The 24,965-nt window shown below is 30.4% G+C and carries 29 protein-coding genes, 1 pseudogene and 1 riboswitch; of the genes and pseudogenes, 23 read left to right on the top strand and 7 right to left on the bottom strand.

From position 1 onward, the window contains the following. Positions 1 to 24: 24 nt before the first annotated feature. The 3 genes and pseudogenes from AB3K27_RS12595 to AB3K27_RS12585 all read left to right on the top strand — a co-directional run. Positions 25 to 198 (top strand): annotated as a pseudogene (locus AB3K27_RS12595) (DegV family protein); the annotation flags it as partial. A 247-nt stretch (positions 199 to 445) separates the two neighbouring features. Continuing rightward, positions 446 to 1,486: a GNAT family N-acetyltransferase gene (locus AB3K27_RS12590; RefSeq protein WP_368487773.1), complete on the top strand. Its 1,041-nt coding sequence runs from the start codon at positions 446 to 448 to the stop codon at positions 1,484 to 1,486. 15 nt (positions 1,487 to 1,501) lie between these two features. Next, complete coding sequence (locus tag AB3K27_RS12585) at positions 1,502 to 2,464, top strand: PIG-L deacetylase family protein (RefSeq protein ID WP_368487772.1); 963 nt, start codon at positions 1,502 to 1,504, stop codon at positions 2,462 to 2,464. 127 nt (positions 2,465 to 2,591) lie between these two features. On the opposite strand, the gene AB3K27_RS12580 is transcribed toward AB3K27_RS12585, so the two are convergent. Next, positions 2,592 to 2,798, bottom strand: a complete 207-nt coding sequence (locus AB3K27_RS12580) for a hypothetical protein (protein ID WP_368487771.1) — start codon at positions 2,796 to 2,798, stop codon at positions 2,592 to 2,594. A 239-nt stretch (positions 2,799 to 3,037) separates the two neighbouring features. Between AB3K27_RS12580 and AB3K27_RS12575 the strand changes: the two genes are divergently transcribed. From AB3K27_RS12575 to AB3K27_RS12515, 13 genes are all read left to right on the top strand, one after another. Continuing rightward, the gene (locus AB3K27_RS12575) at positions 3,038 to 4,213 is read left to right on the top strand and encodes an ATP phosphoribosyltransferase regulatory subunit (RefSeq protein WP_368487770.1); all 1,176 of its coding nucleotides are present in this window, start codon (positions 3,038 to 3,040) and stop codon (positions 4,211 to 4,213) included. 74 nt (positions 4,214 to 4,287) lie between these two features. Then, positions 4,288 to 4,947 (top strand): ATP phosphoribosyltransferase, encoded by a 660-nt coding sequence (gene hisG / locus AB3K27_RS12570; RefSeq protein ID WP_368487769.1) that lies wholly within the window; start codon positions 4,288 to 4,290, stop codon positions 4,945 to 4,947. Positions 4,948 to 4,957: 10 nt separating this feature from the next. Continuing rightward, positions 4,958 to 6,265 (top strand): histidinol dehydrogenase, encoded by a 1,308-nt coding sequence (gene hisD / locus AB3K27_RS12565; RefSeq protein ID WP_368487768.1) that lies wholly within the window; start codon positions 4,958 to 4,960, stop codon positions 6,263 to 6,265. A 16-nt stretch (positions 6,266 to 6,281) separates the two neighbouring features. Then, on the top strand, positions 6,282 to 7,337 hold the full coding sequence (hisC, locus tag AB3K27_RS12560; protein WP_368487767.1) for a histidinol-phosphate transaminase: 1,056 nt from the start codon (positions 6,282 to 6,284) through the stop codon (positions 7,335 to 7,337). Positions 7,338 to 7,360: 23 nt separating this feature from the next. Next, the gene (gene hisB / locus AB3K27_RS12555; RefSeq protein WP_368491233.1) at positions 7,361 to 7,945 is read left to right on the top strand and encodes an imidazoleglycerol-phosphate dehydratase HisB; all 585 of its coding nucleotides are present in this window, start codon (positions 7,361 to 7,363) and stop codon (positions 7,943 to 7,945) included. 18 nt (positions 7,946 to 7,963) lie between these two features. After that, positions 7,964 to 8,578 carry an imidazole glycerol phosphate synthase subunit HisH gene (hisH, locus tag AB3K27_RS12550; RefSeq protein WP_368487766.1) on the top strand — a complete coding sequence of 205 codons (615 nt, stop codon included), beginning with the start codon at positions 7,964 to 7,966 and terminating at the stop codon, positions 8,576 to 8,578. Between the two features lie 23 nt (positions 8,579 to 8,601). Beyond that, a complete protein-coding gene (hisA, locus tag AB3K27_RS12545; protein ID WP_368487765.1) occupies positions 8,602 to 9,318 on the top strand; it encodes a 1-(5-phosphoribosyl)-5-[(5-phosphoribosylamino)methylideneamino]imidazole-4-carboxamide isomerase in 717 nt (238 codons plus the stop codon). Between the two features lies 1 nt (position 9,319). After that, a complete protein-coding gene (gene hisF, locus AB3K27_RS12540; protein WP_368487764.1) occupies positions 9,320 to 10,081 on the top strand; it encodes an imidazole glycerol phosphate synthase subunit HisF in 762 nt (253 codons plus the stop codon). A 54-nt stretch (positions 10,082 to 10,135) separates the two neighbouring features. After that, positions 10,136 to 10,459 (top strand): phosphoribosyl-AMP cyclohydrolase, encoded by a 324-nt coding sequence (gene hisI / locus AB3K27_RS12535; RefSeq protein WP_368491232.1) that lies wholly within the window; start codon positions 10,136 to 10,138, stop codon positions 10,457 to 10,459. 57 nt (positions 10,460 to 10,516) lie between these two features. Continuing rightward, positions 10,517 to 10,849 (top strand): phosphoribosyl-ATP diphosphatase, encoded by a 333-nt coding sequence (gene hisE, locus AB3K27_RS12530; protein ID WP_368487763.1) that lies wholly within the window; start codon positions 10,517 to 10,519, stop codon positions 10,847 to 10,849. A 137-nt stretch (positions 10,850 to 10,986) separates the two neighbouring features. Further along, entirely contained in the window at positions 10,987 to 11,640 is a 654-nt protein-coding gene (locus AB3K27_RS12525; protein ID WP_368487762.1) for a phosphatase PAP2 family protein, read from the top strand. 81 nt (positions 11,641 to 11,721) lie between these two features. Beyond that, positions 11,722 to 12,312, top strand: coding sequence for a hypothetical protein (locus AB3K27_RS12520; RefSeq protein WP_368487761.1), 591 nt, complete (start codon positions 11,722 to 11,724; stop codon positions 12,310 to 12,312). A gap of 136 nt (positions 12,313 to 12,448) precedes the next feature. Continuing rightward, a complete protein-coding gene (locus AB3K27_RS12515) occupies positions 12,449 to 13,222 on the top strand; it encodes a histidinol phosphate phosphatase (protein WP_368487760.1) in 774 nt (257 codons plus the stop codon). An 81-nt stretch (positions 13,223 to 13,303) separates the two neighbouring features. On the opposite strand, the gene AB3K27_RS12510 is transcribed toward AB3K27_RS12515, so the two are convergent. The 4 genes from AB3K27_RS12510 to AB3K27_RS12495 form a co-directional block, all read right to left on the bottom strand. Then, complete coding sequence (locus tag AB3K27_RS12510) at positions 13,304 to 13,618, bottom strand: DUF3788 family protein (protein WP_368491231.1); 315 nt, start codon at positions 13,616 to 13,618, stop codon at positions 13,304 to 13,306. Continuing rightward, positions 13,507 to 13,746 carry a hypothetical protein gene (locus tag AB3K27_RS12505; protein WP_368487759.1) on the bottom strand — a complete coding sequence of 80 codons (240 nt, stop codon included), beginning with the start codon at positions 13,744 to 13,746 and terminating at the stop codon, positions 13,507 to 13,509. The genes AB3K27_RS12510 and AB3K27_RS12505 overlap by 112 nt, the downstream gene beginning before the upstream one ends. Positions 13,747 to 13,846: 100 nt before the next feature. Continuing rightward, positions 13,847 to 14,131, bottom strand: a complete 285-nt coding sequence (locus AB3K27_RS12500; protein ID WP_368487758.1) for a DUF2325 domain-containing protein — start codon at positions 14,129 to 14,131, stop codon at positions 13,847 to 13,849. Positions 14,132 to 14,281: 150 nt separating this feature from the next. After that, a riboswitch (SAM riboswitch) is annotated at positions 14,282 to 14,392 on the bottom strand. A gap of 495 nt (positions 14,393 to 14,887) precedes the next feature. Beyond that, positions 14,888 to 16,201: a replication-associated recombination protein A gene (locus tag AB3K27_RS12495; protein WP_368487757.1), complete on the bottom strand. Its 1,314-nt coding sequence runs from the start codon at positions 16,199 to 16,201 to the stop codon at positions 14,888 to 14,890. A 405-nt stretch (positions 16,202 to 16,606) separates the two neighbouring features. On the opposite strand from AB3K27_RS12495, the gene AB3K27_RS12490 reads away from it, so the two are divergent. The 5 genes from AB3K27_RS12490 (at position 16,607) to AB3K27_RS12470 (ending at position 20,336) form a co-directional block, all read left to right on the top strand. Beyond that, a complete protein-coding gene (locus AB3K27_RS12490; RefSeq protein WP_368487756.1) occupies positions 16,607 to 17,053 on the top strand; it encodes an Rrf2 family transcriptional regulator in 447 nt (148 codons plus the stop codon). Continuing rightward, a complete protein-coding gene (gene nifS / locus AB3K27_RS12485) occupies positions 17,054 to 18,262 on the top strand; it encodes a cysteine desulfurase NifS (RefSeq protein WP_368487755.1) in 1,209 nt (402 codons plus the stop codon). Beyond that, a complete protein-coding gene (gene nifU, locus AB3K27_RS12480; protein ID WP_368491230.1) occupies positions 18,262 to 18,690 on the top strand; it encodes a Fe-S cluster assembly scaffold protein NifU in 429 nt (142 codons plus the stop codon). Before nifS ends, nifU begins: the two co-directional genes overlap by 1 nt. A gap of 91 nt (positions 18,691 to 18,781) precedes the next feature. Further along, positions 18,782 to 19,285 (top strand): PRC-barrel domain-containing protein, encoded by a 504-nt coding sequence (locus AB3K27_RS12475; protein WP_368487754.1) that lies wholly within the window; start codon positions 18,782 to 18,784, stop codon positions 19,283 to 19,285. Between the two features lie 10 nt (positions 19,286 to 19,295). Further along, positions 19,296 to 20,336 carry an AI-2E family transporter gene (locus tag AB3K27_RS12470; protein WP_368487753.1) on the top strand — a complete coding sequence of 347 codons (1,041 nt, stop codon included), beginning with the start codon at positions 19,296 to 19,298 and terminating at the stop codon, positions 20,334 to 20,336. Positions 20,337 to 20,697: 361 nt separating this feature from the next. On the opposite strand, the gene AB3K27_RS12465 is transcribed toward AB3K27_RS12470, so the two are convergent. Both AB3K27_RS12465 and AB3K27_RS12460 read right to left on the bottom strand, forming a co-directional pair. Beyond that, positions 20,698 to 21,669, bottom strand: coding sequence for a phosphotransferase (locus AB3K27_RS12465; RefSeq protein ID WP_368487752.1), 972 nt, complete (start codon positions 21,667 to 21,669; stop codon positions 20,698 to 20,700). Between the two features lie 114 nt (positions 21,670 to 21,783). Then, the gene (locus tag AB3K27_RS12460; RefSeq protein ID WP_368487751.1) at positions 21,784 to 21,972 is read right to left on the bottom strand and encodes a hypothetical protein; all 189 of its coding nucleotides are present in this window, start codon (positions 21,970 to 21,972) and stop codon (positions 21,784 to 21,786) included. Between the two features lie 829 nt (positions 21,973 to 22,801). Here AB3K27_RS12460 and AB3K27_RS12455 point away from each other — a divergent pair. Next, on the top strand, positions 22,802 to 23,923 hold the full coding sequence (locus tag AB3K27_RS12455) for an IS4 family transposase (protein ID WP_368487505.1): 1,122 nt from the start codon (positions 22,802 to 22,804) through the stop codon (positions 23,921 to 23,923). 549 nt (positions 23,924 to 24,472) lie between these two features. Then, the gene (locus tag AB3K27_RS12450; protein WP_368487750.1) at positions 24,473 to 24,715 is read left to right on the top strand and encodes a hypothetical protein; all 243 of its coding nucleotides are present in this window, start codon (positions 24,473 to 24,475) and stop codon (positions 24,713 to 24,715) included. Positions 24,716 to 24,965 lie beyond the last annotated feature (250 nt).

Below are 24,965 nucleotides of genomic sequence, written 5' to 3'. Positions count from 1 at the left end.
ATTATGCTGGGGGGAGATGTGTGGATGACAAAACCTATAATTATGACAGATGCAAGTTGTGATTTGTCAGGTAGTTTTATTACGAAAAGGAAAATCCCTTTTTTGGGTCTAATCTGTAACTTCAAGGGTAAGGATTATGAAGATAGTTTTGGAAAGTCCTTAAGCTATGAAGAATTTTATGAAGGATTGAAAAAAGGCAATTAAATGTATTTTTTCTATTTTTTTATAAATAAAATTTTCTTCCAAACTCAAATTTGATAATTTTTCGATTTTTTGGGATAAAATAAAATACAAATCTACATATATGTTTCAAAATAGTGTATCATTATATTTGTGATACTAATTTAATTGACTTATTCCACTATGTAAGAAAATTAAATCTAAGCCTTATAGTGTGGTTATATAATATCAACCTAGAAAAAACAATATATGGAGGATATTTTTTATGGATGATAGCTTTTTATTTAGAAAATATAGTGATGATGATTTTGAAGATTATAAAAATTTATATAAATCTGTTTATTGTAAAAATATAGATAAAAATTTTTTTAGATGGAAACATAGTATGAATATGTCAATAAATCAAAATCCAATAATATATCTTGTGGTTAATGGAGAAAAAAAAATAATTGGAGCAAGTTCTTTTTTTGTCACTAAGCTTGTTTACAATGGAAATAAATATGATGTAGTACAACTTGGGGATACAATGGTATCAAAGGAATATAGGGGTAAGGGTTTATTTAAAAAGAGTATAGGATTTGCATTAGAAGATTTAAAAAATAGTGGATATAATGGGATTTTTGCATTTGCAAACAGTAACTCTTACCCAGGACTTTTAAAGCTTGGATTTGATAGCCTTTATAAAATAAATCTATATGTAAAGGTTCTTAATTATGAAGCGATGCTTAGGGGGAAGCTGGGCGATAAACCTGGTTTAAATATTATTGGAAAAGTGTTAAACTTTTACACAAAGTTACCTAAGTATAGTGGTGATAAATTTAATATAGAAGAAGCTGATTTGTTACAAAGCAATATTTTGAGCTTCATAAATGAAGCTAACAAGAATTACATACATCTAGATAAAAATAGAGATTATATTAAGTGGAAGTACCTAGATAAACCAGAATGCAGATATGAAACAGTACTTATAAAGAATGAAAAAAGTATCTATGCTGTTTTTGTTATAAGAATTGATAATATTTGTGGAAGAAAATCAGGGAAAATCGTAGAATATTTTTCTAAGGAGAATAAGGAAACAAGTACATACTTCAACTTGATAAGTAACTATTATACTAATAAGGGTCTTGATTATATTGAAATGTGGGATGTAGGAAATGAACATCTAAAAAGGATATTAAAAAAGAATAAATTTATTAAAAGAAAAGTGAAGTTATATTTTATAATTAAGGCATTTAATGAGAAACTAGAATCTATTAATGATTTAAGTCTTTGGAGGATTTGTGGGGGTGATGCTGACACTGCGTAGTTAAACGGAGGAATCATGATGTCATTCAGAAAAATAAAATTAATATTAAAACCATCATACTTGAAAATTTATGATATATTAGGACGTATTTATTTTTATAATTATATACTAAAAAATGCAGAGTTGTTTAAACGAAACAATCAGCTTTGCAGTACACTTATGGGTGAAAATATTCTTATATTTGCTCCACATATTGATGATGATATGATAGGATGTGGCGGAGCTATAATAAAATATTTATCAACAAACAAGAATGTAAGCATATGTTATTTGACAGATAGTGGTGGATTGGGGAGTAAAAGCAGTAGAACCGATATCATAAAGGAAAGAAGAAATGAAGCTTTAACAATAGCATCTTTAATCGGACTTAGAAAGGATAGTCTATTCTTTTTAAATGGCGAGGATGGAAATTTGTATGAAAGTGATATTGAGGATGATATTAAGGATGTTATAAAACTTGTAAAACCGGATACAATTTTTATGCCGTGTCTGCTAGATACACATAAAGATCACTATACTGTATCGGTAAAGTTGTGTAAGTTATATAAGAAGTTTGTCAAATTTTTTAATGGAATCACTATTTATCTTTATGAATCACAAAGTCCAATTACAGAATTTTACTCGAATATTTGTCTTAATATTACAGAAGTCATATCTAATAAAATCCAAATTACAAAGGTTTATAAATCCCAGCCATCCGATTTCAGGTTTATGATAAATCAGAATATGATAAATGGGGCTACCTTTGGTAAGGGTAAGTTTGTGGAAATCTATATAAAGACTAATATGGAAAACTATAGTGCATTTTTTTCTAAATATTACAGTGATTTAGAAAAATATTTAAAAGTAAGGGAAAAGCTAATTCCAAATGGAGATAGTAGGGATTTAATTGCAAGTTATAAAACTAGTAAAGAAAATAAGACATTACTGACAAAGTTAGAAAAAATTCAAATAACCAAATTTATTAGTAATTTGTAGGTTGTGTAGAATAATGTATCTCTTGAATCTCTAACAATTTTGGACAATTTATGAAGTTTTAGATAAAATAAAATTATAAAATTTAAGGAATTAATTCCGTAAAATGCAATAACGTTCAAATTTTGCTTTATAAATCTAAGAAAGTGGTCAACTTTCCTTTTTCTTTATAAATATCTGCAATTTTTTCAGGTGTAATAGCCATTAAATTAGTATGTACCCTTATGGATTTTCCATAGAAATCATGAAATTCAATAACTCTAAATCTATTTTCAGTTTTAGAAGAGTTTTCTCCAAAATAGCAAGTAACATCTTTTATTAATATTGTACCGTACAAAGGTTAGGGGGAACCTAACCTTTGTTAAGTTTACACAAATGCAGTTGGCTCAGTGTGCCAGTGGCGCCACTAGTACCATGCTCTTATAGGGATGTCAAGCTGTTAACTTAATTAGTGATACATAACTTTAAATATTAAATTTATGTGTTGCCATTTTTAATATTAACTGATACAATAACATTAATAATTTAATTTAGTACTACATTGAATTAAAGTAATAAAACAAGGAAGTGATTTCTATGGCTAATTGGAGAAAATATATACCAGAAGGAACGAAGGATATTTTATTTCAAGAATGTAAAAAGAAAGTAGAGATAGAAAATATATTGAGAGAAATTTATATAAATAGTGGATTCTTAGAAGTGAAGTCACCCACTTTAGAATTCTATGATGTATTTAATATAGAAAATTCAACTTTGCCCCAGGAAAAGATATATAAATTAATTGACAATCAAGGTAGAATATTGGCTTTAAGGGCAGACATGACCACCCCTATTGCAAGAATCGTGGGAACTAAGTTAAAAGATGCAGTTTATCCTTTAAGGCTTTGTTATACTTCAAATGTATATAGAGTTAATGAGAGTTTAAATGGCAAGAATAGTGAAATAACTCAATCAGGGGTGGAAGTGATAGGAGTAAAGAATATTAATGCAGATGCAGAAGTGATTATAATGGGAATAACGGCTCTTTTAAATTGTGGACTTGAAAATTTTAAAATAGAGCTTGGCCATGCAGAGATGTTTAAGGCATTGTTGGAAGGTGCAAATCTTGATTATGAAGAGAAAGAAAAGTTGAGAGAAAGCATAGATAGTAAGAATTTCACTGCGTTGAATCAAATTCTTCATGAAAATAAAGATAAGTTTGAAGAAAGTTCTTTGAATATTTTAAAAGAACTTCCAAAGTTATTTGGAGGTATAGAGATAATTGAAAAGGCTTCTTGTCTTACTGATAATAAAAGGGCTATAAAAGCTTTAGAAGATGTTAAAAAGGTATATGAAATTGTAAAGAGTATAGGACTTGGAGAATATCTAGCGGTAGATTTAGGAATGGTGTACCATATAGATTATTATACTGGGATAATATTTAGAGGGTATACTCAGGGGTTTGGAGGAAATATACTAAGTGGAGGAAGATATGATAATTTGATAGCACAATTTGGAGAAAATAAGCCAGCTACGGGATTTGCTATAGATGTAGACGGAATAATTAAATCCCTTCAGACAAATGGAAAGTTTTCTGATAAAAATGATGAAAGAGTACTTGTTTATTACAACAAACAAGATTTCAAAAAGGCATATGAAAGGGCACAAAGCCTTAGAGAGAAAGGAGTAGTTGCAGAAATTACCCATTTTGATGAAGAAAAAGAGGCTAGAGAATATGCATATAACAAAAGCATGAAGTTCTTAAAGATATAAGGTGTTTAAAAGTAAATAATTGATATCTGGTTTGTTGTCTGTTTTTAGATATTTAAAGAAATGGAGAAATTGATATGGATAGTGAAAGAAAAATTAAAATAGCTCTAACTAAAGGAAGAATAGAAAAAGAGGCTGTAAAGATATTCGAGAGAGCTGGCATAGATTGCAGTGAAATTATAAATAAGGGGAGAAAACTTATTTTTCACAATATGGAAAGTAATATAGATTTTGTACTGGTTAAAGCTCCTGATGTGCTTACTTATGTAGAGCATGGGGTAGTGGACATAGGAATAGTTGGAAAAGATACTTTACTTGAACAGGATAAAAACTTTTATGAAGTATTGGATTTGGGATTTGGAAAATGCAAATTTTCATTGGCTGGTCTTAAGAATTCTGATTTTTATTCAGGATATAACAGAAAAAAAATTGCTACTAAATATCCAAATGTAGCAAGGAGTTATTTTAGAAAGCTAGGACAGGATGTAGAAATTATAAAAATAGAAGGTTCTGTGGAGCTGGCACCTATACTAGGGCTTGCAGATGCCATAGTAGATATAGTGGAAACAGGCAGCACCTTAAAAGAAAATGGTCTTGTTATCTATAAAGATATATGCAGTATAAGCGCAAGGATGATAGTTAATATGGCCAGCATGAAAATGAAAAAAGATGAGATAGAGAGAATAATAAATAAGGTGCAAATGCAAATAAATGAAATGGAAAAAGCTGCAAGATAGGAGGAGCACCATGAAAGAAGAAATCATAAGCATTATAAAAGCAAACACAAAAGAGGGGAAAAAATATTTTTATGAACTTAGAAACAAAGAGGAAGAAGCACATAACAATGTAATTTTAGAAGTAAATGAAATACTTGAGCAAGTTAAGAAAAAAGGAGATACCGCACTTATAGAATATACTAATAAATTTGACAGTGATAAGGTGACAAAAGAAAATATACAGGTAACTCAAAGAGAAATAGAAGAGGCTTATAGGTTAGCAGAAGGTGAGTTTATAGAAGCACTAAAGACAGCTTCTGAAAATATAATGTTTTTTCACCAGAAGCAGAAAAGAAATTCCTGGATGATTACAAAAGAAGATGGAATAATACTTGGGCAACAGGTAAGGCCTTTGGAAAAGGTAGGTATATATGTGCCTGGGGGAAGGGCAGCATATCCATCTTCCGTACTTATGAATACTATTCCAGCTAAGGTAGCCGGAGTAGAAGAAATTATCATGGTTACGCCTCCTATGAAAGATGGAACTATAAATCCCAATATTTTGGTGGCTGCAGATATATCAGGGGTAAATAAGGTATATAAAGTGGGAGGAGCTCAGGCTGTAGGTGCACTGGCTTTTGGTACCGAGAGTATTAATAAAGTGGACAAAATAGTAGGCCCTGGGAATGTATTTGTAGCTATGGCTAAAAAAAGTGTATATGGTTATGTAGATATAGATATGATAGCAGGACCTAGTGAAATATTGATAATTGCAGATGAGGGGGCAAAGGCGCCCTATCTGGCAGCAGACTTAATGTCACAGGCGGAACATGATTTAATGGCTTCCTCTGTACTTATTACTACTTCAGAAGATTTAGCTGAAGAAGTAAAAAAGGAACTTGAAAAACAGATAGAACACTTAGAAAGAAAAGGTATGATAAAAAAATCCTTAAAAGATCATGGAGTTATAATGTTAGTAAAAAGTATAGAAGAAGCTGTAGACATATCCAATAAAATAGCTCCAGAACATCTGGAAATTTGCACAAAGGAGCCTTTTTTAGTACTGGGGGATATAAAAAATGCAGGTTCCATATTCTTAGGAGATTTCTCACCGGAACCTTTAGGGGATTATATGGCGGGACCTAACCATGTATTACCTACCAGTGGTACAGCAAGATTTTTTTCACCTTTGTCTGTAGATAATTTTATAAAAAAATCCAGTTTTACGCATTATTCGGAGAAAGCACTTTTAGAAATAGGAGATAAAATTATAAAATTGGCCCAGGGAGAAGGACTTACGGCACATGCAAATTCAATAATAGTGAGGAATAAGGCTTAGAAGGAGAGAGGAAATTATGATAGAGAGATTATTTAAACAAAGTCTTCAAAATTTTGTACCCTATACTGTACCTAAATTAGATTATGAGATAAAATTGGATGCCAATGAGAGTTTTTTAAAACTAGATGATTATATGATGCAGAAAATATTAGATAAAGTAAATAAGGTACATTTTAACAGATATCCCGATGCCGGGGCAGAAAAAGTATGTGAGGCATATTCTAAATATGTTGGCATAAACAGAGAAAATATAATGGCGGGAAATGGTTCAGATGAACTTATACAGATTATCATAGCTGCATTGGTAGATAAAAATGAAAATATAATGACTGTAGAACCTGATTTTTCTATGTATGGAAACTATGCAGAAATAGGAGGAGGCAGGGTTTTAGTTTTTCAGCTGGATGAAGAATTCAATCTGGATGTGGATAAACTTATAGATAGCATAAATAAGGAGAGAGTAAAGGTATTATTCCTATCAAATCCCAATAATCCTACGGGAAAAGTTTTAAAGAGAGAGCAGATCTTTAAAATATTAAATGGATGTAATTGTGCAGTAGTTATAGATGAGGCCTATGTTGAATTTCATGAAGAAAGTATAGTGGATAGCATATATGAATATGAAAATCTTATAGTACTTAGAACTTGCTCCAAGGCTATGGCTTCAGCTGCCATAAGATTGGGATTTTTAATTACTAACTCCTTTATGTTAAATGAGATAAAAAAAGCAAAGCCCCCTTTTAATGTAAGCTCTGTAACCCAGGCTATAGGTGAAGCTGTACTTGAAGAAATAGACTATATAAATAATTCTCTGGAAAAGATAAAGAGTGAAAGGAGCTTTTTGGTAGATAAATTAAGCACTTTTAAGGAAATCAAATTATATCCTACCTGTGCAAATTTTATACTTATAAAATTTAAAGATGCAGAATTTGTGTATAAATATCTCCTTGAAAATAAAATAGTTGTGAGAAATTATAAACAGGGAAGACTTAAAGATTTTTTAAGAATAACAGTGGGAAGTAGAGAAGAAAATGAAGCTGTTATAGAAAGGTTGTGTAAAATACTAAAATAGATCTTAAGGAAGAAGGTGATTTGTTGAGAGTAGGAGAAATTTCAAGAAAGACTTATGAAACGGATATAAAAGTTAAAATAGATTTAGACGGAAAAGGAAAATATAATATTGATACGGGTATAGGATTTTTCAATCATATGCTTTGCATGATAGCAAAGCATGGAATTATGGATATGGATGTGTATGCCAAAGGGGATTTGGATGTGGATTTTCATCATACTGTAGAAGATGTGGGAATATGCATTGGAAAATGTATAAAAAAGGCACTAGGGGATAAAAGGGGTATAAAAAGATATGGAACTTTTTTTATACCTATGGATGAAAGTTTATCTATGTCATCTGTAGATTTAAGCGGAAGACCTTATTTAGTTTTTCAAGGGAAGTTAAAAAATTCTAAGGTGGGAGAAATGGATACTGAGCTAATAGAGGAGTTTTTTAGAGCTGTTGCTTTTAATGCTGGGATGACTCTTCATATAAAAGCTTTTTACGGAAAAAATACTCATCACATTATAGAATCAATTTTTAAATCCTTTGCCCATGCTTTAAGAGAAGCAGTATCCATAGATGAAAAAATAAGGGGAACCATGTCCACCAAGGGAATGATTTAATTTTAGGAGGTAATAATTTTGATTTCTATTATAGACTATGGAATGGGAAATTTAAAAAGTGTAAAAAAGGCACTGAAATATATAGGTGAAGAGGCGGAAATAACTTCAGATAAAAATTATATAGAAAATAGTAAAGGAGTAATACTACCAGGAGTAGGAGCTTTTCCTGAAGCTATGAGGAATCTAAGAAGCAAAAAACTGGATGTAGTTATAAAAGATGTTGTAGCAAAAGGTATACCACTGCTTGGTATATGTCTTGGGATGCAGCTTTTATTTGATACTGGAGAAGAAATAGAACAGTGTGAGGGATTAGGTCTTATACCGGGAAATATAACTAAACTCCATGGAAATATAAAAATACCTCATATGGGATGGAATAGTTTAAATATAAAAAGAAAATGTGCTATGTTAGAGTCAATTCCAGAGAATAGTTATGTATATTTTGTACATTCTTTTTACGCAGCTATAAAATATGAAGAAAATTTAAATGCTTGTAGTTTTTATGGAGTGGAAGTACCGGCAGTTGTAAATAGGAGAAATGTATATGGAACACAATTTCATCCTGAAAAAAGTGGAGATGTGGGCATTAAGATGTTAGAGAATTTTGTAAAACTTTTAGATAAACAAAATTAGGATATTTTAAGGAGGCAGTTATTATGATAATACTTCCCGCAATAGATTTAAAAGGAGGAAAATGCGTTAGATTATACCAGGGAGATATGGATTCACAGGAGGTCGTGGCTAAAGATCCCTTGGATACAGCGTTAAGATTTAAAAGTGAAGGTGCAGAGTATATACATATGGTAGATTTAGATGGAGCCTTAAGGGGAGCTGGTGAAAATTTAAATATAATATCTAAAGTAGTAACGAGTGTAGATGTGCCTATAGAAGTTGGTGGAGGTATAAGGAGTATAGAAACAATAGATGAATTTATGAAATTAGGCGTTAGTAGAGTAATACTTGGAACGGCAGCCTTAAATAATAGAAAGTTGGTAATAAAAGCAGTAGCAAATTATGGTGAAAAAATTGCTGTAGGGATAGATGCTAAGGATGGTATACCGGCTGCAGATGGCTGGACCACTTTTAGCAAAACAAATTATGTAGATTTTGGAAAAGAAATGGAGCAAATAGGAGTACAAACTTTAATATTTACGGATATAAGCAGGGATGGAACTTTGAAAGGGGCTAATTTAGAACAGCTTTTAAAACTTAAAAATTCAGTTAAATGTAATGTAATAGCCTCCGGAGGTATAAAAGATATAGAAGATATTAAAAAACTTAAGCAGGAGAATGTATATGGTGCTATAGTTGGAAAGGCTATATATGCTAAAACACTTTCTCTAAAAGAAGCTATAGAGATAGGGAGGGATTAAAATGCTTACTAAAAGAATAGTTCCATGTCTGGATGTAAATATGGGAAAAGTGGTAAAGGGAATAAACTTTGTAAATTTAAAAGATGTAGGAGATCCTGTAGATATAGCACAGTATTATAATAAACAGGGGGCAGATGAAATAGTATTTTTAGACATTACGGCCACCTATGAAAAGAGGAAGACATTAATTGAGGTAGTGGAGAGAACTGGAGAAAAGGTATTTATTCCTCTTACTGTAGGCGGCGGAATATCAGGTATAGATGATTTTAAAATTATACTACGGGCAGGGGCAGATAAGATATCTGTAAATTCAGCGGCTATAAGAAATCCCAGTTTAATATATGAGGCTGCAGATAAATTTGGCTCTCAATGTGTGGTAGTTGCCATAGATGCAAAAAAAAGATCAGATGGCCAGGGTTGGGATGTATTTATAGAAGGTGGAAGAAAGAATACAGGAATAGATGCCATAGAATGGGTTAAAAAAGTAGAGAGTTTGGGTGCTGGAGAAATACTTCTTACCAGTATGGATGCAGACGGTACTAAAAATGGATACGATATAGAGCTTACTAAAGCAGTTGCTGAATCTGTAAATATTCCTGTAATAGCTTCTGGAGGATGTGGTTCTTTAGAGGATTTTTATGATGTATTTGAAGATACTGGTGCAGACGCAGCCCTTGCAGCCTCTTTGTTTCACTATGGAGAGTTAAAAATAAAGGATGTAAAAGAATATCTTCATAAGAAAGATATTCCTGTAAGATTATAAGGAATAGTTCTTGTAAAAAATATAATTATGGAATATATTAAAATAGGTGATAATATGGAAAAGGAAATTTTAAAAAATATAGATTTTAAAAAAGGGCTTATTCCTGCTGTAATTCAAGATTTTGAAAATGGAGAAGTGCTTATGGTAGCATACATGAATGAAGAATCTTTAAATAAAACTATTGAAACGGGAAAGACCTGGTTCTGGAGTAGATCCAGAAAAGAGTTATGGAATAAAGGGTCTACCTCCGGTCATTATCAATATGTAAAGAGTATAAATGTAGATTGCGATTATGACACACTTTTAATAAAAGTGGAACAAATAGGGGCTGCCTGTCATACTGGAAATAGAAGTTGTTTTTATAGAGAGGTATATTAGCATATCTTTAGAAGATATGTTTTTTAAATAACTAAATATTAAAAGGAGTAGTTATCTGTGGAATTACAAAGTGTATTGGAAGAATTATATAATGTCATAAAAGACAGAAAAGAAAATCCTATAGAAGGTTCTTATACCAATTATCTGTTTAAAGAAGGTTTAGATAAGATATTAAAAAAAGTGGGTGAAGAAAGTTCTGAAGTTATAATTGCCAGTAAAAATGATAATAAAGAAGATAAAATTTGTGAGATATGTGATCTTATATACCATGTTTTAGTTTTGATGGCAAATGAAAATATAGCTCTGGAAGAGCTAAAAAAAGAGCTTGAAAAGAGAAGGCAAAAAATATGCAATAAAAAGCTGGACAGAAAAGCCATAGAGAAAATATAATTTTTTATGCTATTATGGGTTGCATATAAGTTAACAAATATTTAAGCATTTAAATAGTAAATATTTAAGAATTAATATCTATAATAAAAATTATAGATGTTTAAATGTGAAAACTTTATTTAGGAGCTGATGATAGCTTGAAAAATACAAAATTAAATATTATACCTCTAAGTCTCATGTTTGTAATACCTGTAATAAATATAATTTATAGAAAATTAAACAATCCTCTCAATGGCTGTTATAATTTAGTCACTTTTTTAGATAAACAGGTGCCCTTTATAAAAGAGTTTATAGTTATATATTGGGCATGGTATCCTTTTTTGGTATTAGTACTGGTATATTTTTGCTTTAACTACAGGAATATTTATTATAAAACTATGATTACTATAATTTTAGGAATGCTTCTGTGTTATATGACCTATTTTTTCTTTCAGACAACAGTACCTAGACCTGCTCTTTATGGCAGGGATATTTTTATAAGTATTATTAAGCTTACCTATAGATGGGATAAGCCTTTTAATTGTTTCCCTAGTATACATGTTTTAACAACTTATGCAGTTATAAGGGGATGTATGGAAGGGGTAAAAAATAAGTTCAATAAAATAAGTATAAATTTTACGGGTATATTTATAATATTATCTACTCAATTTGTAAAACAACATGTAATTTTAGACTTGATTTCTGCTATAATATTAGCAGAGATATTATATAGATTTGTGGCTGGCTTTATCTTAGAAAAATGTGAAATGATACTTTCAAATAAATATATTAATATAAATAGTGAACAATAAGCAGTTTTGACAATTAAATTACATTCAAATTTTGGAGATAATGAATTATAATATAAGTATGAGTTTTTAGGAGGGATAAAAATGAATAATTACAAATTGTTGTCTGACTTAGTGGAAGCGTCTACAAAACCTATATTGGATGCTAAAGGCTATTGGCAGACAAGTATAGTAAATGTTTTAAAAGCAAAACGTGAAGAATTTGGGGATCTTAGTGCTTATAGCCTGGAATTAAAAGCTGACATTGTATACATAATGACAGTGTGGAGAAAGCAAAGAAAGGCTATATATGACTGGGTGGGAAAATCAGCACTGCCTTCAGTAATTGAAATAAGCAGTATGCTCTCAGATATCGACAATACCTCAAAAACAGAGGTGGTAGATGGAGATGTAGTTTTAAAATCAGGGGAACCTTTAGGCGATGATGCCGCAAATATAGTAAAAAAATATAACTGCATAGAGAATATGAATAAAAGGGTAATGTTCATGGAAAGAGAATATTTTTATTGCCGTATAAGAGATAACATACTTTTAAACGTATACCAATTCATATGGGAAAATGGAGAATTGGGAGCTGAAGTGGTAAGAGATTGTAATAAAGAAACTGTGGATAAAGTAGCTGATTTAATTTCACGCTGTGCTGACGAATGTGTAAAGGTAAATGAATTTGTTTAAGTAATAAAAAATTATAAATTTAATAAAATAAAGAGAGAAAGTCTTAGCGTTAATTATATAATAATTTAGTTGATGTTATTTGACAGTTAATGTTCTTGACTTTCTCTTAATTCTTAGTTTTAGGGAGGATTATGCAGTGTTTGATACACACATACATACAATTTTTTCTACAGATTCAAATATGCAAATAGAAGATGCAATAAAATGCATGAGAGAAAAAAATATATCAGTTATATTAACAGAACATATGGATATTAATTTTCCCAAAAAAGATTCATTCTGTTTTAATGTAGATGATTATTTTAATTCATATTCTAAATATAGGGGTGATGATTTACTTTTAGGAATAGAGCTTGGCATGAAAGAAGATTGTTTTAGAGAGAGTAGTGATTTAATAAAAAATAATTCCTTTGACTATGTACTTGGGTCAGTCCATTTGGTAGAAAATCTAGATCTTTATTATGAAGATTATTATAGAGGAAAAAGTAAAAGAGAAGCCTATCTTAAGTATTTTGAAGTTATACTGGGTAATTTGGATAAATTTCAATTTATAGATAGTCTAGGGCATATTGATTATATAGCAAGATATGCTAAGTTTGAAGATAAGGAAATATACTACAGGGAATTTTCTGATATAATAGATGAAATATTAAATAAAGTTATAAAAGATGGTAAATGTTTGGAATTAAATACACGAAGGCTTGATAATGATATTTCAATAAAGAATATAATAGATATCTATAAAAGATTCAATGAACTAGGTGGAAAATACATAACACTGGGTTCTGATGCTCATCAGGTTGAAGCTATAGGAAATAATTTTATGGTGGCAAGAGAAATTTCACAGTTGTGCAATTTAAAAATAGTGTATTTTAAAAATAGATTGATGGAATATGATAAAGGTTTTTAGTAAATAGAGTTTTTATCTGCATAAAGTAATAAATGTGCAATTAAAACATGTAATGGACTAATGGATATATGCATATATATTTTAAGAAACTTTCTTTTTAATGCAATTCATTTTTATAGCTATAATGGATTTTATATCCTCTAAATTTTTATTGCTTAAGATTCTATAATTTAGCCAACATTTTCCATAGGGATATTGATTTTTCCATGTATCTTTACCTTCTAAAGATAAACTATCTAACTTATTGTATAACTTATTTAATTGATTTTCACCAATTTGAATAATTACAGTAAACGCACCCTTTTCAAAGAAAATATAACATATATGTTTATTTTTATGACAATATTTATAACACCATCCATGGTCACTTCCAAAACGAAATTTAAGTCTAGAAATTTAAGTCTAATTGATAATTCATAAGAATCAATCATAAATTGGTGTAGTTTTTCAAAATATAAAATACTTTCCTTTCCAATAGTTTCATATATATCATTTAATGATGGAATTATTTGTTTGTTAAGCATCCGTTCATACACTTTAGATTCACTCCTTATTATAAGATGTTAATCTACGAGTTTTAGATTAAAAAAGCTCTAGGAATATTCTTTCAGTTTTACTTAACCTTTAATCAATAAATATGTTTTTTATATTTTCTTCAATACATACCCATGAACGTTTTGAGAACATAATTAAAGTATGATTTTTTTTAGATTGTTTTTTTATTATTTCAGTCATATTATGCCCTATAAAATCTGTAAGTACCAATACTACATCCGTATTTTTAGGAATTTCTATTTTCTTATCTCCTTTTTTTCTACCTGTAATGTGATTAACTTTATTAATTCCACATTTGTCCAGCTTATTTTTAATATTATCAAGTCTGTCCCCTCCTACAATTAAAATATTCATAAAAATCTCTCCTCTTTATAATATATAAATTAAGACTATGTATAAACTTCTTTCCTATTTCGAGGCTGTGGTTTATTCCAAATAGTTTAAGAAAAAGTAAAAATAAAAACTCTTCCTGTAAGATAAGTTACAAGAAGAGTTCCTTCATGCTTCTCATCTTTCAGGCTTTATACCTGCTGGAATTAGCACCGTTGAATGATGAAAAATCATTCAGGTTGCTGGGCATCATAGGACCAGTCCCTTCGCCACTCTGGATAAGAAGTTCCGTATTCAATTGAAAAAATGATAACAGATATATATACTGTTTGTCAATAGAAAAACAAATTTTTTTATATTTTTTAAAATTTATAATAATCATAATATTGTAAAAATATTTAAGCTAAGGGAGATTAAAACACAACTTTACAAGTTCTGCTGTGATATTAGTGTAATAACAACTAATTGGGGCCGATTATTGATTCGGACAGGGAAGAGGCTGTTTCCAAGGCCTCGGCTGATCACCATCGATAAGTGGTAAACGTATCTGTCCTCCATGAGAATGACCACTTAAAACCAAATCAATTCTATTATCTGCATATATGTGAAACAATTCTGATTTATGTGATAACAAGATTGTGTAGTGGCTGTTCTCATTTTTCATAGCCTTCAATTTTGCATCAACTATGACTGCATTTCTCCCAGATAAATTGTAGTTTGTTGTAAAGGCTGGATCATCAAATTAATATATAAATTTCTAAATTGACAAATTTGATTAAATTATTTTTTACCCCAGAGCTTAGTTAATCTATCTTTAATTTTAGATTCAAATCCATTGGATGTTGGCTTATAATACACAGTATTTTTATGGGAATCAGGTAAATACTGCTGGTTTACAAATCCACCGTAAGAGTGTGGATATAGATAATCAGTGCCATATCCTGATTTTTCTGCACCCTTATAATGGGCATCTCTTAAATAAGGGGGTATTCCAGAATCTCTGCGACTTCTAACATCTTTCAGCGCAGAATCAATTGCAATGCAGGAAGCATTTGATTTTGGTGCTGATGCTACGTATATTGCTGCTTGAGACAATGCGTATCTACATTCTGGCATGCCTATCATATGTACTGCATTCATGGCATTTGTGGCTACTATTAAAGCTATAGGGTCAGCATTTCCAACATCTTCTGAGGCCTGAATAACAATTCTTCTTGCTATAAACATGGGGTCTTCACCAGCATCTAGCATTTTTCCAAGATAGTATACTGCTGCATCAGGAGAACTGCCTCGAAGTGACTTTATAAAAGCGCTGATGGTATCATAGTGGGATGTACCCTCTTTATCATATAAGGTAATTTTCCTCTGGATGCATTCTTTTGCATCTTTTGTGGTTATAAAAATTTTATCTTCTTTTTTTGATGAAGTTCTAACTGCCATATCCAAAGCATTTAAGGCCTTTCTTATATCACCGCCGCTGTGTAGGGCAAAGTAATCAAATACCTCGGGGTCTACTTCTATTTTAAGATGGCCAAAACCTTTTGGACTTTCAATGGCATTTCTCAATGCTTTTTTTACGTTATCTTCAGAAAGGTTTTCTAATTGAAAAACCATAGAACGAGAAAGGAGTGCATTGTTAACCTCAAAATAGGGATTTTCTGTGGTAACCCCTATCAATATGATTATACCTTTTTCAACTGCATTTAAAACACTATCCTGTTGAGCTTTGTTAAATCTGTGTATTTCATCAATAAATAATATTGTCTTTTTAGAATAAAATTTTAAGTTGTTTTCTGCTTCCTTTATAATCTTTTTTACATCTGCTGTGCCGGAATTTACAGCACTCAATTCATAAAAATTCGCTTTTGTTGTATTGGCTATAATTCTTGCCAATGTGGTTTTGCCTACACCGGGTGGTCCATAAAAAATTACTGAAGAAATATTATCTGTAACTATTGCTCTATATAACATCTTATCTTTACCTAAAATATGTTCCTGTCCTATAAATTCTTCTAAAGTCTCTGGTCTCATTCTTTCAGCCAGAGGTTTTAATTCTTTATGATTTCTTTCATTAGCCATATCAAATAAATCCATAAGCTCACTATCCTTTTTAAATTAGTTTATATAAAATATACAATCATTAACATTTTTAGTTTTTCTAAAGTGGGGGATAAACATTGTTATGTGCCCGGATAAGTTATTTTAAGAGTTAGATGGAGAAAAACACCCCTCACAAACAAATTCAAAATCTGGAACCAAGAGTCACTTGATATTATTATACTGTAAAAATAATAGTTTTAAATAATATAAGTAATATTTAGTCATTTTTATTGTAAATAGTAAGTATTACGGCATATAAATATATAATTATAAGGAAAAAATAATTTATAGGAATATTAAATATATAATTTGAGAAAGGGAATACATTTATTGTTGACAAGTTTACTCTGATTTGATAATATGATGGGGAAGCATTGTGATTTAAAAGGAAGTGATTAATTGAAGCTATCCACGAAGGGAAGATATGGAGTGAAAGCTATGGTAGATCTGGCCGTTCACTATGGAGATGAACCTTTATCTATAAAAACTATATCAGAGAGACAGGGTATATCTGAATATTATTTAGAACAATTATTCTCTAATCTTAGAAAATCTAATTTAATTAGGAGTATAAGAGGATCCCAGGGAGGATACATTTTAAATAGAGAACCCAGGAATATAACTGTATGGGATATAATGGGGGTTCTAGAAGGTCCTATAGAAATATCAGATTGTGTAGATGATAATAATGAAAGCTCTTGTAATAATATAGATTGTTGTGCTACTAGGCTTTTGTGGAGTAGGATAAAGGATGGAATAGATGAAATTATGAAGTCCACAACTTTACAAGATATGGTGGATGACTATAATAGTATGAAACAAAACAAACTGAAAGGGGATAAATAAATGGATAAAAAGGTGTACATGGATTATGCAGCTACTACTTATACTAAACCAGAAGTGCTAGAAAAGATGATACCTTATTTTACAGAAAATTTTGGTAATCCATCTTCCTTGTATTCTATGTCAGATATTCCAAGAAAAGCTGTGGATGAAGCTAGAGGGAAAGTGGCTAAGGCCATAAATGCAGAAAAGAATGAAGTATTTTTTACTGCAGGAGGTTCAGAAAGTGATAACTGGATATTAAAGGGTATAGCCTTTGGAAATAAAAATAAAGGGAATCATATAATAACTACGGGTATAGAACATCATGCTGTAATACATGCCTGTAATTTTTTAGAACAAAATGGTTTTGAAGTCACCTATTTAAATGTAGATGAATATGGATTTATAAGTCTGGAAGAACTTGAAAAAGCTATTAAAGATACTACAATATTGGTATCCGTGATGTTTGCCAATAATGAAGTGGGTACAATACAGCCTATAAAGGAAATAGGAGAGATTTGCAAAAGGAGAAAAATATATTTTCATACAGATGCAGTTCAGGCCATAGGCCATGTTGATATTGATGTAAAAAAAATGAACATAGATGCCCTTTCTATGGCAGCACATAAATTTTATGGCCCTAAAGGAATAGGGGCAATGTATTTAAAAAAGGGAGTAAAAATTGAAAACTTGATACATGGCGGAGGACAGGAAAGAGGAAAAAGAGCTTCTACGGAGAATGTACCTGGAATAGTTGGTATGGGAAAGGCAATAGAATTGGCTGTTAATGATTTAAGGGATGAAGCTAAAAGATTAAGTTATTTGAGAGATAAACTAATAACTGGACTGATGAAAAATATACCTCATACTAAGTTAAATGGACCTAAAGGTGATAAAAGATTGCCGGGGAATGTTAATTTAAGCTTCATTGGAATAGAAGGAGAAACTATACTTTTGGATTTAAATGATGCAGGTATATATGCGTCTACAGGGAGTGCTTGTGCATCCGGATCTTTAGATCCTTCTCATGTGCTTTTATCTTTGGGATTACCTCATGAAGTGGCACATGGCTCTCTTAGGCTTACATTAGGCTTTGGAACTACAGAGGAAGATGTAGACTATGCACTAAAGGTTATTCCGGAAATAGTAGCAAGAAGGAGGGCGATGTCACCACTTTGGGAAGACTTTATAAAATCGCAAAATAAAGGGGAGAAGGTAGAACAATTATGATGTATAGTGAAAAAGTTATGGATCATTTTAGGAATCCAAGAAATGTAGGAGAAATTTCTGATGCAAATGGAATTGGAGAAGTTGGAAATCCAAAGTGTGGAGATATAATGAAGATGTACATAAAAGTTGAAGACAATATAATAAAAGATATAAAATTTAAAACTTTTGGATGTGGATCTGCCATAGCATCTTCTAGTATGGCAACGGAAATTATAAAGGGAAAAACACTAGAAGAGGCATGGAGTCTTACTAATAAGGCAGTGGCAGATGCATTAGATGGACTTCCACCAGTTAAGATGCATTGTTCAGTATTAGCTGAAGAAGCTATTCATAAAGCAATAAATGATTATAGGGAGTCTCAGGGATTAGAACCTTGGAAGATTCAGACTCATTCAGAAACCATTCATGAGCATGTTCATGGACAATAGATGTTAATATAAAAAATATGACTCTTTGAGTTATATTTTTTATTTTTTTACGCAAACTACGAATATATATTTTTAAATTAGGGTGATATTTTTGTACAGAACAAGGGATTTTATACTTAAAGATGTAGTTAATCTTTCAGGGAGTCTATTAGGATTTATAAGTGATATAATACTAAATTTTAGTGATAAAATAGTTCAGGGGTTTGTTGTTACCCCTAATAACTTATTTAAGAAGAGTTTAAATGTATTTTTAGAAGATGTGGTAAGTTTTGCATCTATAGTAGTTGTTACTGATACGAATAGAAAGAAACTACTGCAATTTAGCGATATAAAAGGTATGAATGTTGTAAATAGAAATGGATATTTAATTGGTATAGTAGAGGATATATTATTTGATAAGAGTACTTTTTCAATAAAAGCAATTATATTGTCTATAGGATTTATAAATAATTTTATAGACGGAAAAAAAATATTACTTATAGATGATCTGATTTTAGGGGAAAAAAATTTATTATATAGAGGGGAAAGTGAAAATTTAAGATTTTCTAATTCACCTTATAAGTTATTGGACTTAAAAGAGAGGGAAAAAGTATAAAATATGAATTATGGAAGATGATAATATGGCCGTTGAAAAAAAGAGAAAAATTAAATATGCAATACTTGCAATTATTTTTATAATATTAATAATAATTATTTTAAAAGTTTCCGTATTAAGGGAAATAATATATTTAATGGTTATATCTTTTTTAATAGCCTATACTTTGAAACCTATACAACAAATCATGGTGAATAAGGGAGTCAGTAAAAAAATTAGTGCTTTTATTCTAATAGGTGTATTGGGATTATTGATTGTAAGTATATTTGCAATTCTTATTCCATCTCTTTTTAAGGAAAGTTTAAGTTTAAACAATGCAATATATAATATCCAAAGTCTAGTAGATAATCTTTATGCAAAATTAAAATTAATTCAAGGAAATAAAACCATGCATGCTCTAATTAATAATTTTAATGGGAAGATTGACAGGGGAGTAACTGCTGTGTTTACTAAAATATTTGATTCTTTTATGAACATAGGACAAAATATTCTATACATAGTAGTTATTCCTGTAATAACTTATTATTTTCTATCAGAAGGTGAATGCATAAATGAAAAAGTACTTTCTATATTCCCTGTAAAGAGTAGAAGTATAATTAAAAATATAAGCTGTCATGCAGATAAGATATTGGGTAGATATATAATAAGTCAACTTATGTTAAGTGGACTTATTGGAATAGTCACATTTTTTATACTCTTAATTTTAAAAATAGATTTTCCTATAATACTTTCTGTTTTAAATGCATTTTTTAATATAATTCCGTATTTTGGGCCTATATTTGGGGCTATTCCAGCCATAGCCATGGCTTTAATAAAATCTCCTGAGAAAGCCTTATGGACGGCATTATGCCTTTATGCCATTCAACAAATAGAAGGGAATATATTGTCTCCCAAAGTCACTGCAGATAGTATAAGTATGCATCCATTGGTAGTAATACTTCTCCTAATAATCGGCGGAGAAATAGCAGGTTTTATTGGAATGGTACTTGCAGTTCCTCTAGGGGTCATAATTAAAGTGATGTATGAGGATTTGAATTATTATATGTTTTGAATTTTTTATGGTTTGAACAGAATATAAATTTTTAGCATCTTCTCTGGTCTTGAAATTATAATTATTAGCTAATATTCTTACAACTGTTTGTTCCTTAAATGCTTTATCAAATTTCTTTCTCTGTTCTATTTTGAATCCCTCCAGTTTCTTATCATTATTCTTATTATATAGGGATTCTTAGTGTACATCAAATTGAAGTAAGGTCATAGTTTATTTGCTTTGCTCAAAATACTTCTTTATTATTCGTTTTAAATCTTCCTCTAAAATAAAAATAGAATAGTGTGAACTAGTTCTTAACATGGTCGTTTTATCATTACGCTTATTTAGTTAGTGTGTAAAAAAGTACGAAATATCAAGGAAGTTAATTATTAGAAACAATATTCAAAGAATCTTCAAAACGTTTAGTATTAATATTGGATAAAAATTGACTCATGTGCACTAATGCATATTGCAGTTTATTTTCATCATTAGACAAATCAATTTTACCTTCCCACATGCATTTATGAAAATCTCTAAAGTTCATTTTTATATTATCTATTTTAATAGGTACACTTTTAGATGCATAGAAAATAAAAATACACATGTACTGTATGTGAAGTAACTGTTGCATAAGAAAAAAGCGAGCTTGTATATATTGGTCAGGAGATTCACCAAAGTAACCTTGAAGATATTTAAACTCATCCTCATCATTATTAACAACAAAATTTGCCACTACCGCCAAATCTAAATAACGGTCATTTAAAAAGGCCGCTTCCCAATCAACAAGCCAGGCACGTTCCCCATCAAATATATAATTTTCTGGTTTTAGGTCATTATGACTTGAAACTAAATCTTCAGAACGAAATTGATAAATATTTTTAATACGAGTATAATTCTTTAATATTTCATCAGTCAAGTTACCTGGAAGAAATTTTGCTGCTAGAACTCTTTGTACAATTCTATCCATTGCATCATTAATTACTTTGTGAAATGGAGAAAGTCTATGCAGTTTACTTATAAGCTTTGGCATCATTTCCTTTGCTTTATCTATCGGAAACGGCTTAGCTTCTATAAAATCGGTTATAGAAATTTTGTCCTGCGTACTTAAATACCAAACATGAGGTGCTATTCCTGCATTTGAAGCAACTTTCATATATGAATAATAATTTGCAGGGTTGCTTAGTTGGTCAGTACGTGCAATTTTCATTAAATAAGGTTTATTTTTTACGACAATACGAAAGGTGAATGCATTTGAAAGACCTACAGTAATCGCCTTTATATCGTCATAACTGTTTACTCCAAAAGCTGTTTGCAATGCATTTTTTACATCGGATTGCTTGTTCTCTGGAATCATATTGCCCTCCTAAATAAAAATTTTTATTAGTCTACCTCCTTTATCCAAAGTCGCTCCTATTCATAATATAATCACCCTATAATAAATAATTCAGAAGAATTTCTTTTTGATATATTAAATTCCTAAGCTCTCTCCCACAAGTATCACCTTAATGCGATCTTTAAACATCGACTTACTGGTAATGACAAGCTGACTGCATCCGCTTTCGGCGGCTTTAAAAAGTTCCTCAAACGAAGAGCAGTCCTGTTTATATACCGACGCACCCACTTTCGCAGCATAGTCTTTTACTCGAAGTATAGCCACATCTGAATTTGGAACTACTTTATTTAACCCTGCGACTATTATTACATTGAGTCCTCTTTTGTTTTACAGTAAAATCCTTCTATATTGCGTTTTTCAAATTCTTCGATTAGCTTATTTGCTAACGGGGCATTATAGCATTCTTTGGGTCTTATAGCGTCCATGATCATTCCTCCTAACTTGATTGATATAACCAATAATTCTATTTTAACTGTAGGATACAAAAATTAACAGTCTATATTTACTATTTTCTATATGTTATAATTAAACTAAGGGAGAAAATTCTCCCTTTGGGTTCACATTTAATTACTCTTACGAATTAAAGTATTATATATTTTAAACATATTTTAGCTGATTTTCTATTTTAGATTAAAGCCCTGATATATCAAGCTTTTTAGTAAATGTCCGGCTGACAGGTTAAACAAACCTTTATATATTAATGCTTCTTGTTTACTTTGCTACTGGTGTAAGGATGTCTCATGGTATTTGCTATACAAAAAAGCAGAAAAAATCATCCAGGGCAAAAATCCAGGATGATTTTTTCTGATGCTTGCGTCTAATAATGAAGTCCGCCATAGATCCAAGAAGAATGAGCGGATTATATTTACGACCTCGATTTTATAGTATCCTGTCGGTAGACGCTTGGAATTAGCAACATTAAAATCATAATATCATATGAAACTGTTAGCTATAGCTTAATGGGCTGACGTATGGACAGTTTAATGTAAATTAATGTATAAAACATTTGCAGGATAAAATTATATAGAAAACCGCCTTAAAACCCTATAAAATATAGTTGCAACCAATATAAATAGGAAGGCGGTTAACAAGTATGTTAAATACTCAAGAATATATTATCACAGAACTGAAAAAAAGCCTAGAATCTATGATTTTTTTGACAGCACCTAGATTAAGAATTTTAGTAGCAATTATAATAGGAATTATAGACTCAGGATCAGTTGTGCTATCAAAAATTGCACAAGAATTAAAGAGCGACTTCAGTGAGGCAACTGAAGCAAGTAAAGTAAAAAGGATTTTCAGATTCTTAACAAATGATAAAATAAATACTGATATAGTTCAATACCATTTTGCAAGGACTCTTCTGAAGAAATATAAGAATCATTCAGGAAAGGTTCATATAATTTTTGACCATACCACAAAAGAGGATGTATTTACTATTCTTCAATTTTCACTAAGGGTTGATAACAGAGTGATTCCATTGTGGCATAAAATATTTGAGTATCAAGATAAGAAAAACAAAGAATTTGAGCATGTCTATGAAGGATTAAAAGTGGTTCATGAACTCTTATCCCCTTATAATTTTGATGTAATTCTTTTAGCTGATAGAGGCTTTAGAAGTGTTGAATTGTTTAAGTTTATTGATGAAGAATTAAAATGGAAATATGCAATAAGATGTATATCAACTACAAATGTTAGAATTTCAAACAAGCCTGGAATCAAAAAATTGAGTGACATAAAGATAAAAGCAAATAAGCGAAAATCCTTTGAGAAAGTGCTGTTAACAGAGGAAAAATATGAATGCAATCTGGGAGTTGCCTTAGCAGAAGATAATGATGTATGGTATATTGCAACAAACATGAAGCCCCAAAAAGCTATAAATGAATATCAAAAAAGATTTGATATTGAGGAAGCATTCAGAGATTTAAAGAGCAATGGATTTAATATGGAGGATAGCTGGTCAAAAGGAATAACTTATTTTAAGAACTTATATTTATGTCTTTCCATAGCCTATACTTGGCTTATAATATTAGGAAAAATCTGCACAAAGAATAAGAAAAATAAAGAGCTGGGAGCTGTAAGGATTAACAAGAATAAAAAGACAATAAGGGTATACAGTCTGTTTAGGGCGGGTTTGAAATGGTTTAAGAGATGCTACAATGATTATAGAAAAAAGTACAGGCTTAATTTTGATTTTATTCTACATGAGAAGTAATTATAACCAAACATTATAGTAATAATTTGGATATTTATAGTGTCGGTTAATCCAGGGTAATAGTCTATACCTTTATATGTCCATAATATTGAATTATATTAATATATAACTATATAAGGTTAATGCAGTATATTATCAGGATGAAAATACTATGAAAATTAGAACTAAGCAGCACTTTATGAAAGTATTTATTGAAATTTTTAGAAGATTAACTTGTTATAACCATATATATGTCCATACGTCAGGCTTAATGGGAGTGAATTATAAAATAGTCATCCAATTTATTTCTTAGAGTGGGTTTTGTCGGAACTGTTGGCGCTACCTCTATATAAAAATATAACAGTAAAATGACTTCTATTATCTTAAACTATATAAATAATGTCATAAACTTATTATAAATAAAAAAGTGCTGATGATTTAAAAACTGAAAATGTATAGGAACTCTTTATTTAATTGATTTTACAATTTTTCCATTTAAAAGAGGTAGATAATTATAAGATCTACTGCTTGAACGGTTTAGAAAATTTAATTTCTAATCTAATACTTTAATTGTTAAGTTATATGGCGGAAGATGAACATAAAAGGATAAAAGAAAGGCAAGAAGAAGGTAGCAAAGTTGCTACTAAAAAAGTATCAAATTTCGCAGAAACAAAGATACTAATCGATGAAAATTTTAAAATTACTTATACTCAGTGGAAAGAAGGTAAAATAACAGCAGTAAAAGCTATGAAGCTTTTTTCTATGAAAAGTAATACTTTCTATAGAAGAGTTAAAAAATATGAATCAAGTTAATAAATATAAAACCGGTAACTATGTAAGCATATTCCATTAAGTTGCCGGTTTTTACACGTATCTCAGTCTCCTCCCTACCCCAAGATGAACAAAATAAAAATACATATATTTACAAATCAAAACTTCGAGGGTTTAGGCTTAGAATCCCGGTCTGTGAAACCAGTATTATTATATTATTGGAGGTTTTCTACTCTATGCAAAGCTACTGCTTATTTCGTTCACCCCATCTCAGATGGGGGATTAATATGCT

Origin of the sequence: Clostridium sp. BJN0013 (assembly GCF_040939125.1) — a bacterium.
GTDB lineage: Bacteria > Bacillota > Clostridia > Clostridiales > Clostridiaceae > Clostridium_B.
This window is presented reverse-complemented; position numbering and strand designations above follow the sequence as displayed.

Excerpts from the sequence above, each read along its gene's own strand:
- AB3K27_RS12590 (WP_368487773.1), top strand. The coding sequence starts at position 446 with ATGGATGATAGCTTTTTATTTAGAAAATATAGTGATGATGATTTTGAA.
- AB3K27_RS12585 (WP_368487772.1), top strand. The coding sequence starts at position 1,502 with ATGATGTCATTCAGAAAAATAAAATTAATATTAAAACCATCATACTTG.
- AB3K27_RS12575 (WP_368487770.1), top strand. The coding sequence starts at position 3,038 with ATGGCTAATTGGAGAAAATATATACCAGAAGGAACGAAGGATATTTTA.
- hisG (WP_368487769.1), top strand. The coding sequence starts at position 4,288 with ATGGATAGTGAAAGAAAAATTAAAATAGCTCTAACTAAAGGAAGAATA.
- hisD (WP_368487768.1), top strand. The coding sequence starts at position 4,958 with ATGAAAGAAGAAATCATAAGCATTATAAAAGCAAACACAAAAGAGGGG.
- hisC (WP_368487767.1), top strand. The coding sequence starts at position 6,282 with ATGATAGAGAGATTATTTAAACAAAGTCTTCAAAATTTTGTACCCTAT.
- hisA (WP_368487765.1), top strand. The coding sequence starts at position 8,602 with ATGATAATACTTCCCGCAATAGATTTAAAAGGAGGAAAATGCGTTAGA.
- hisF (WP_368487764.1), top strand. The coding sequence starts at position 9,320 with ATGCTTACTAAAAGAATAGTTCCATGTCTGGATGTAAATATGGGAAAA.
- hisI (WP_368491232.1), top strand. The coding sequence starts at position 10,136 with ATGGAAAAGGAAATTTTAAAAAATATAGATTTTAAAAAAGGGCTTATT.
- AB3K27_RS12520 (WP_368487761.1), top strand. The coding sequence starts at position 11,722 with ATGAATAATTACAAATTGTTGTCTGACTTAGTGGAAGCGTCTACAAAA.
- AB3K27_RS12505 (WP_368487759.1), bottom strand. The coding sequence starts at position 13,746 with ATGCTTAACAAACAAATAATTCCATCATTAAATGATATATATGAAACT.
- AB3K27_RS12500 (WP_368487758.1), bottom strand. The coding sequence starts at position 14,131 with ATGAATATTTTAATTGTAGGAGGGGACAGACTTGATAATATTAAAAAT.
- AB3K27_RS12495 (WP_368487757.1), bottom strand. The coding sequence starts at position 16,201 with ATGGATTTATTTGATATGGCTAATGAAAGAAATCATAAAGAATTAAAA.
- nifS (WP_368487755.1), top strand. The coding sequence starts at position 17,054 with ATGGATAAAAAGGTGTACATGGATTATGCAGCTACTACTTATACTAAA.
- nifU (WP_368491230.1), top strand. The coding sequence starts at position 18,262 with ATGTATAGTGAAAAAGTTATGGATCATTTTAGGAATCCAAGAAATGTA.
- AB3K27_RS12470 (WP_368487753.1), top strand. The coding sequence starts at position 19,296 with ATGGAAGATGATAATATGGCCGTTGAAAAAAAGAGAAAAATTAAATAT.
- AB3K27_RS12465 (WP_368487752.1), bottom strand. The coding sequence starts at position 21,669 with ATGATTCCAGAGAACAAGCAATCCGATGTAAAAAATGCATTGCAAACA.
- AB3K27_RS12455 (WP_368487505.1), top strand. The coding sequence starts at position 22,802 with ATGTTAAATACTCAAGAATATATTATCACAGAACTGAAAAAAAGCCTA.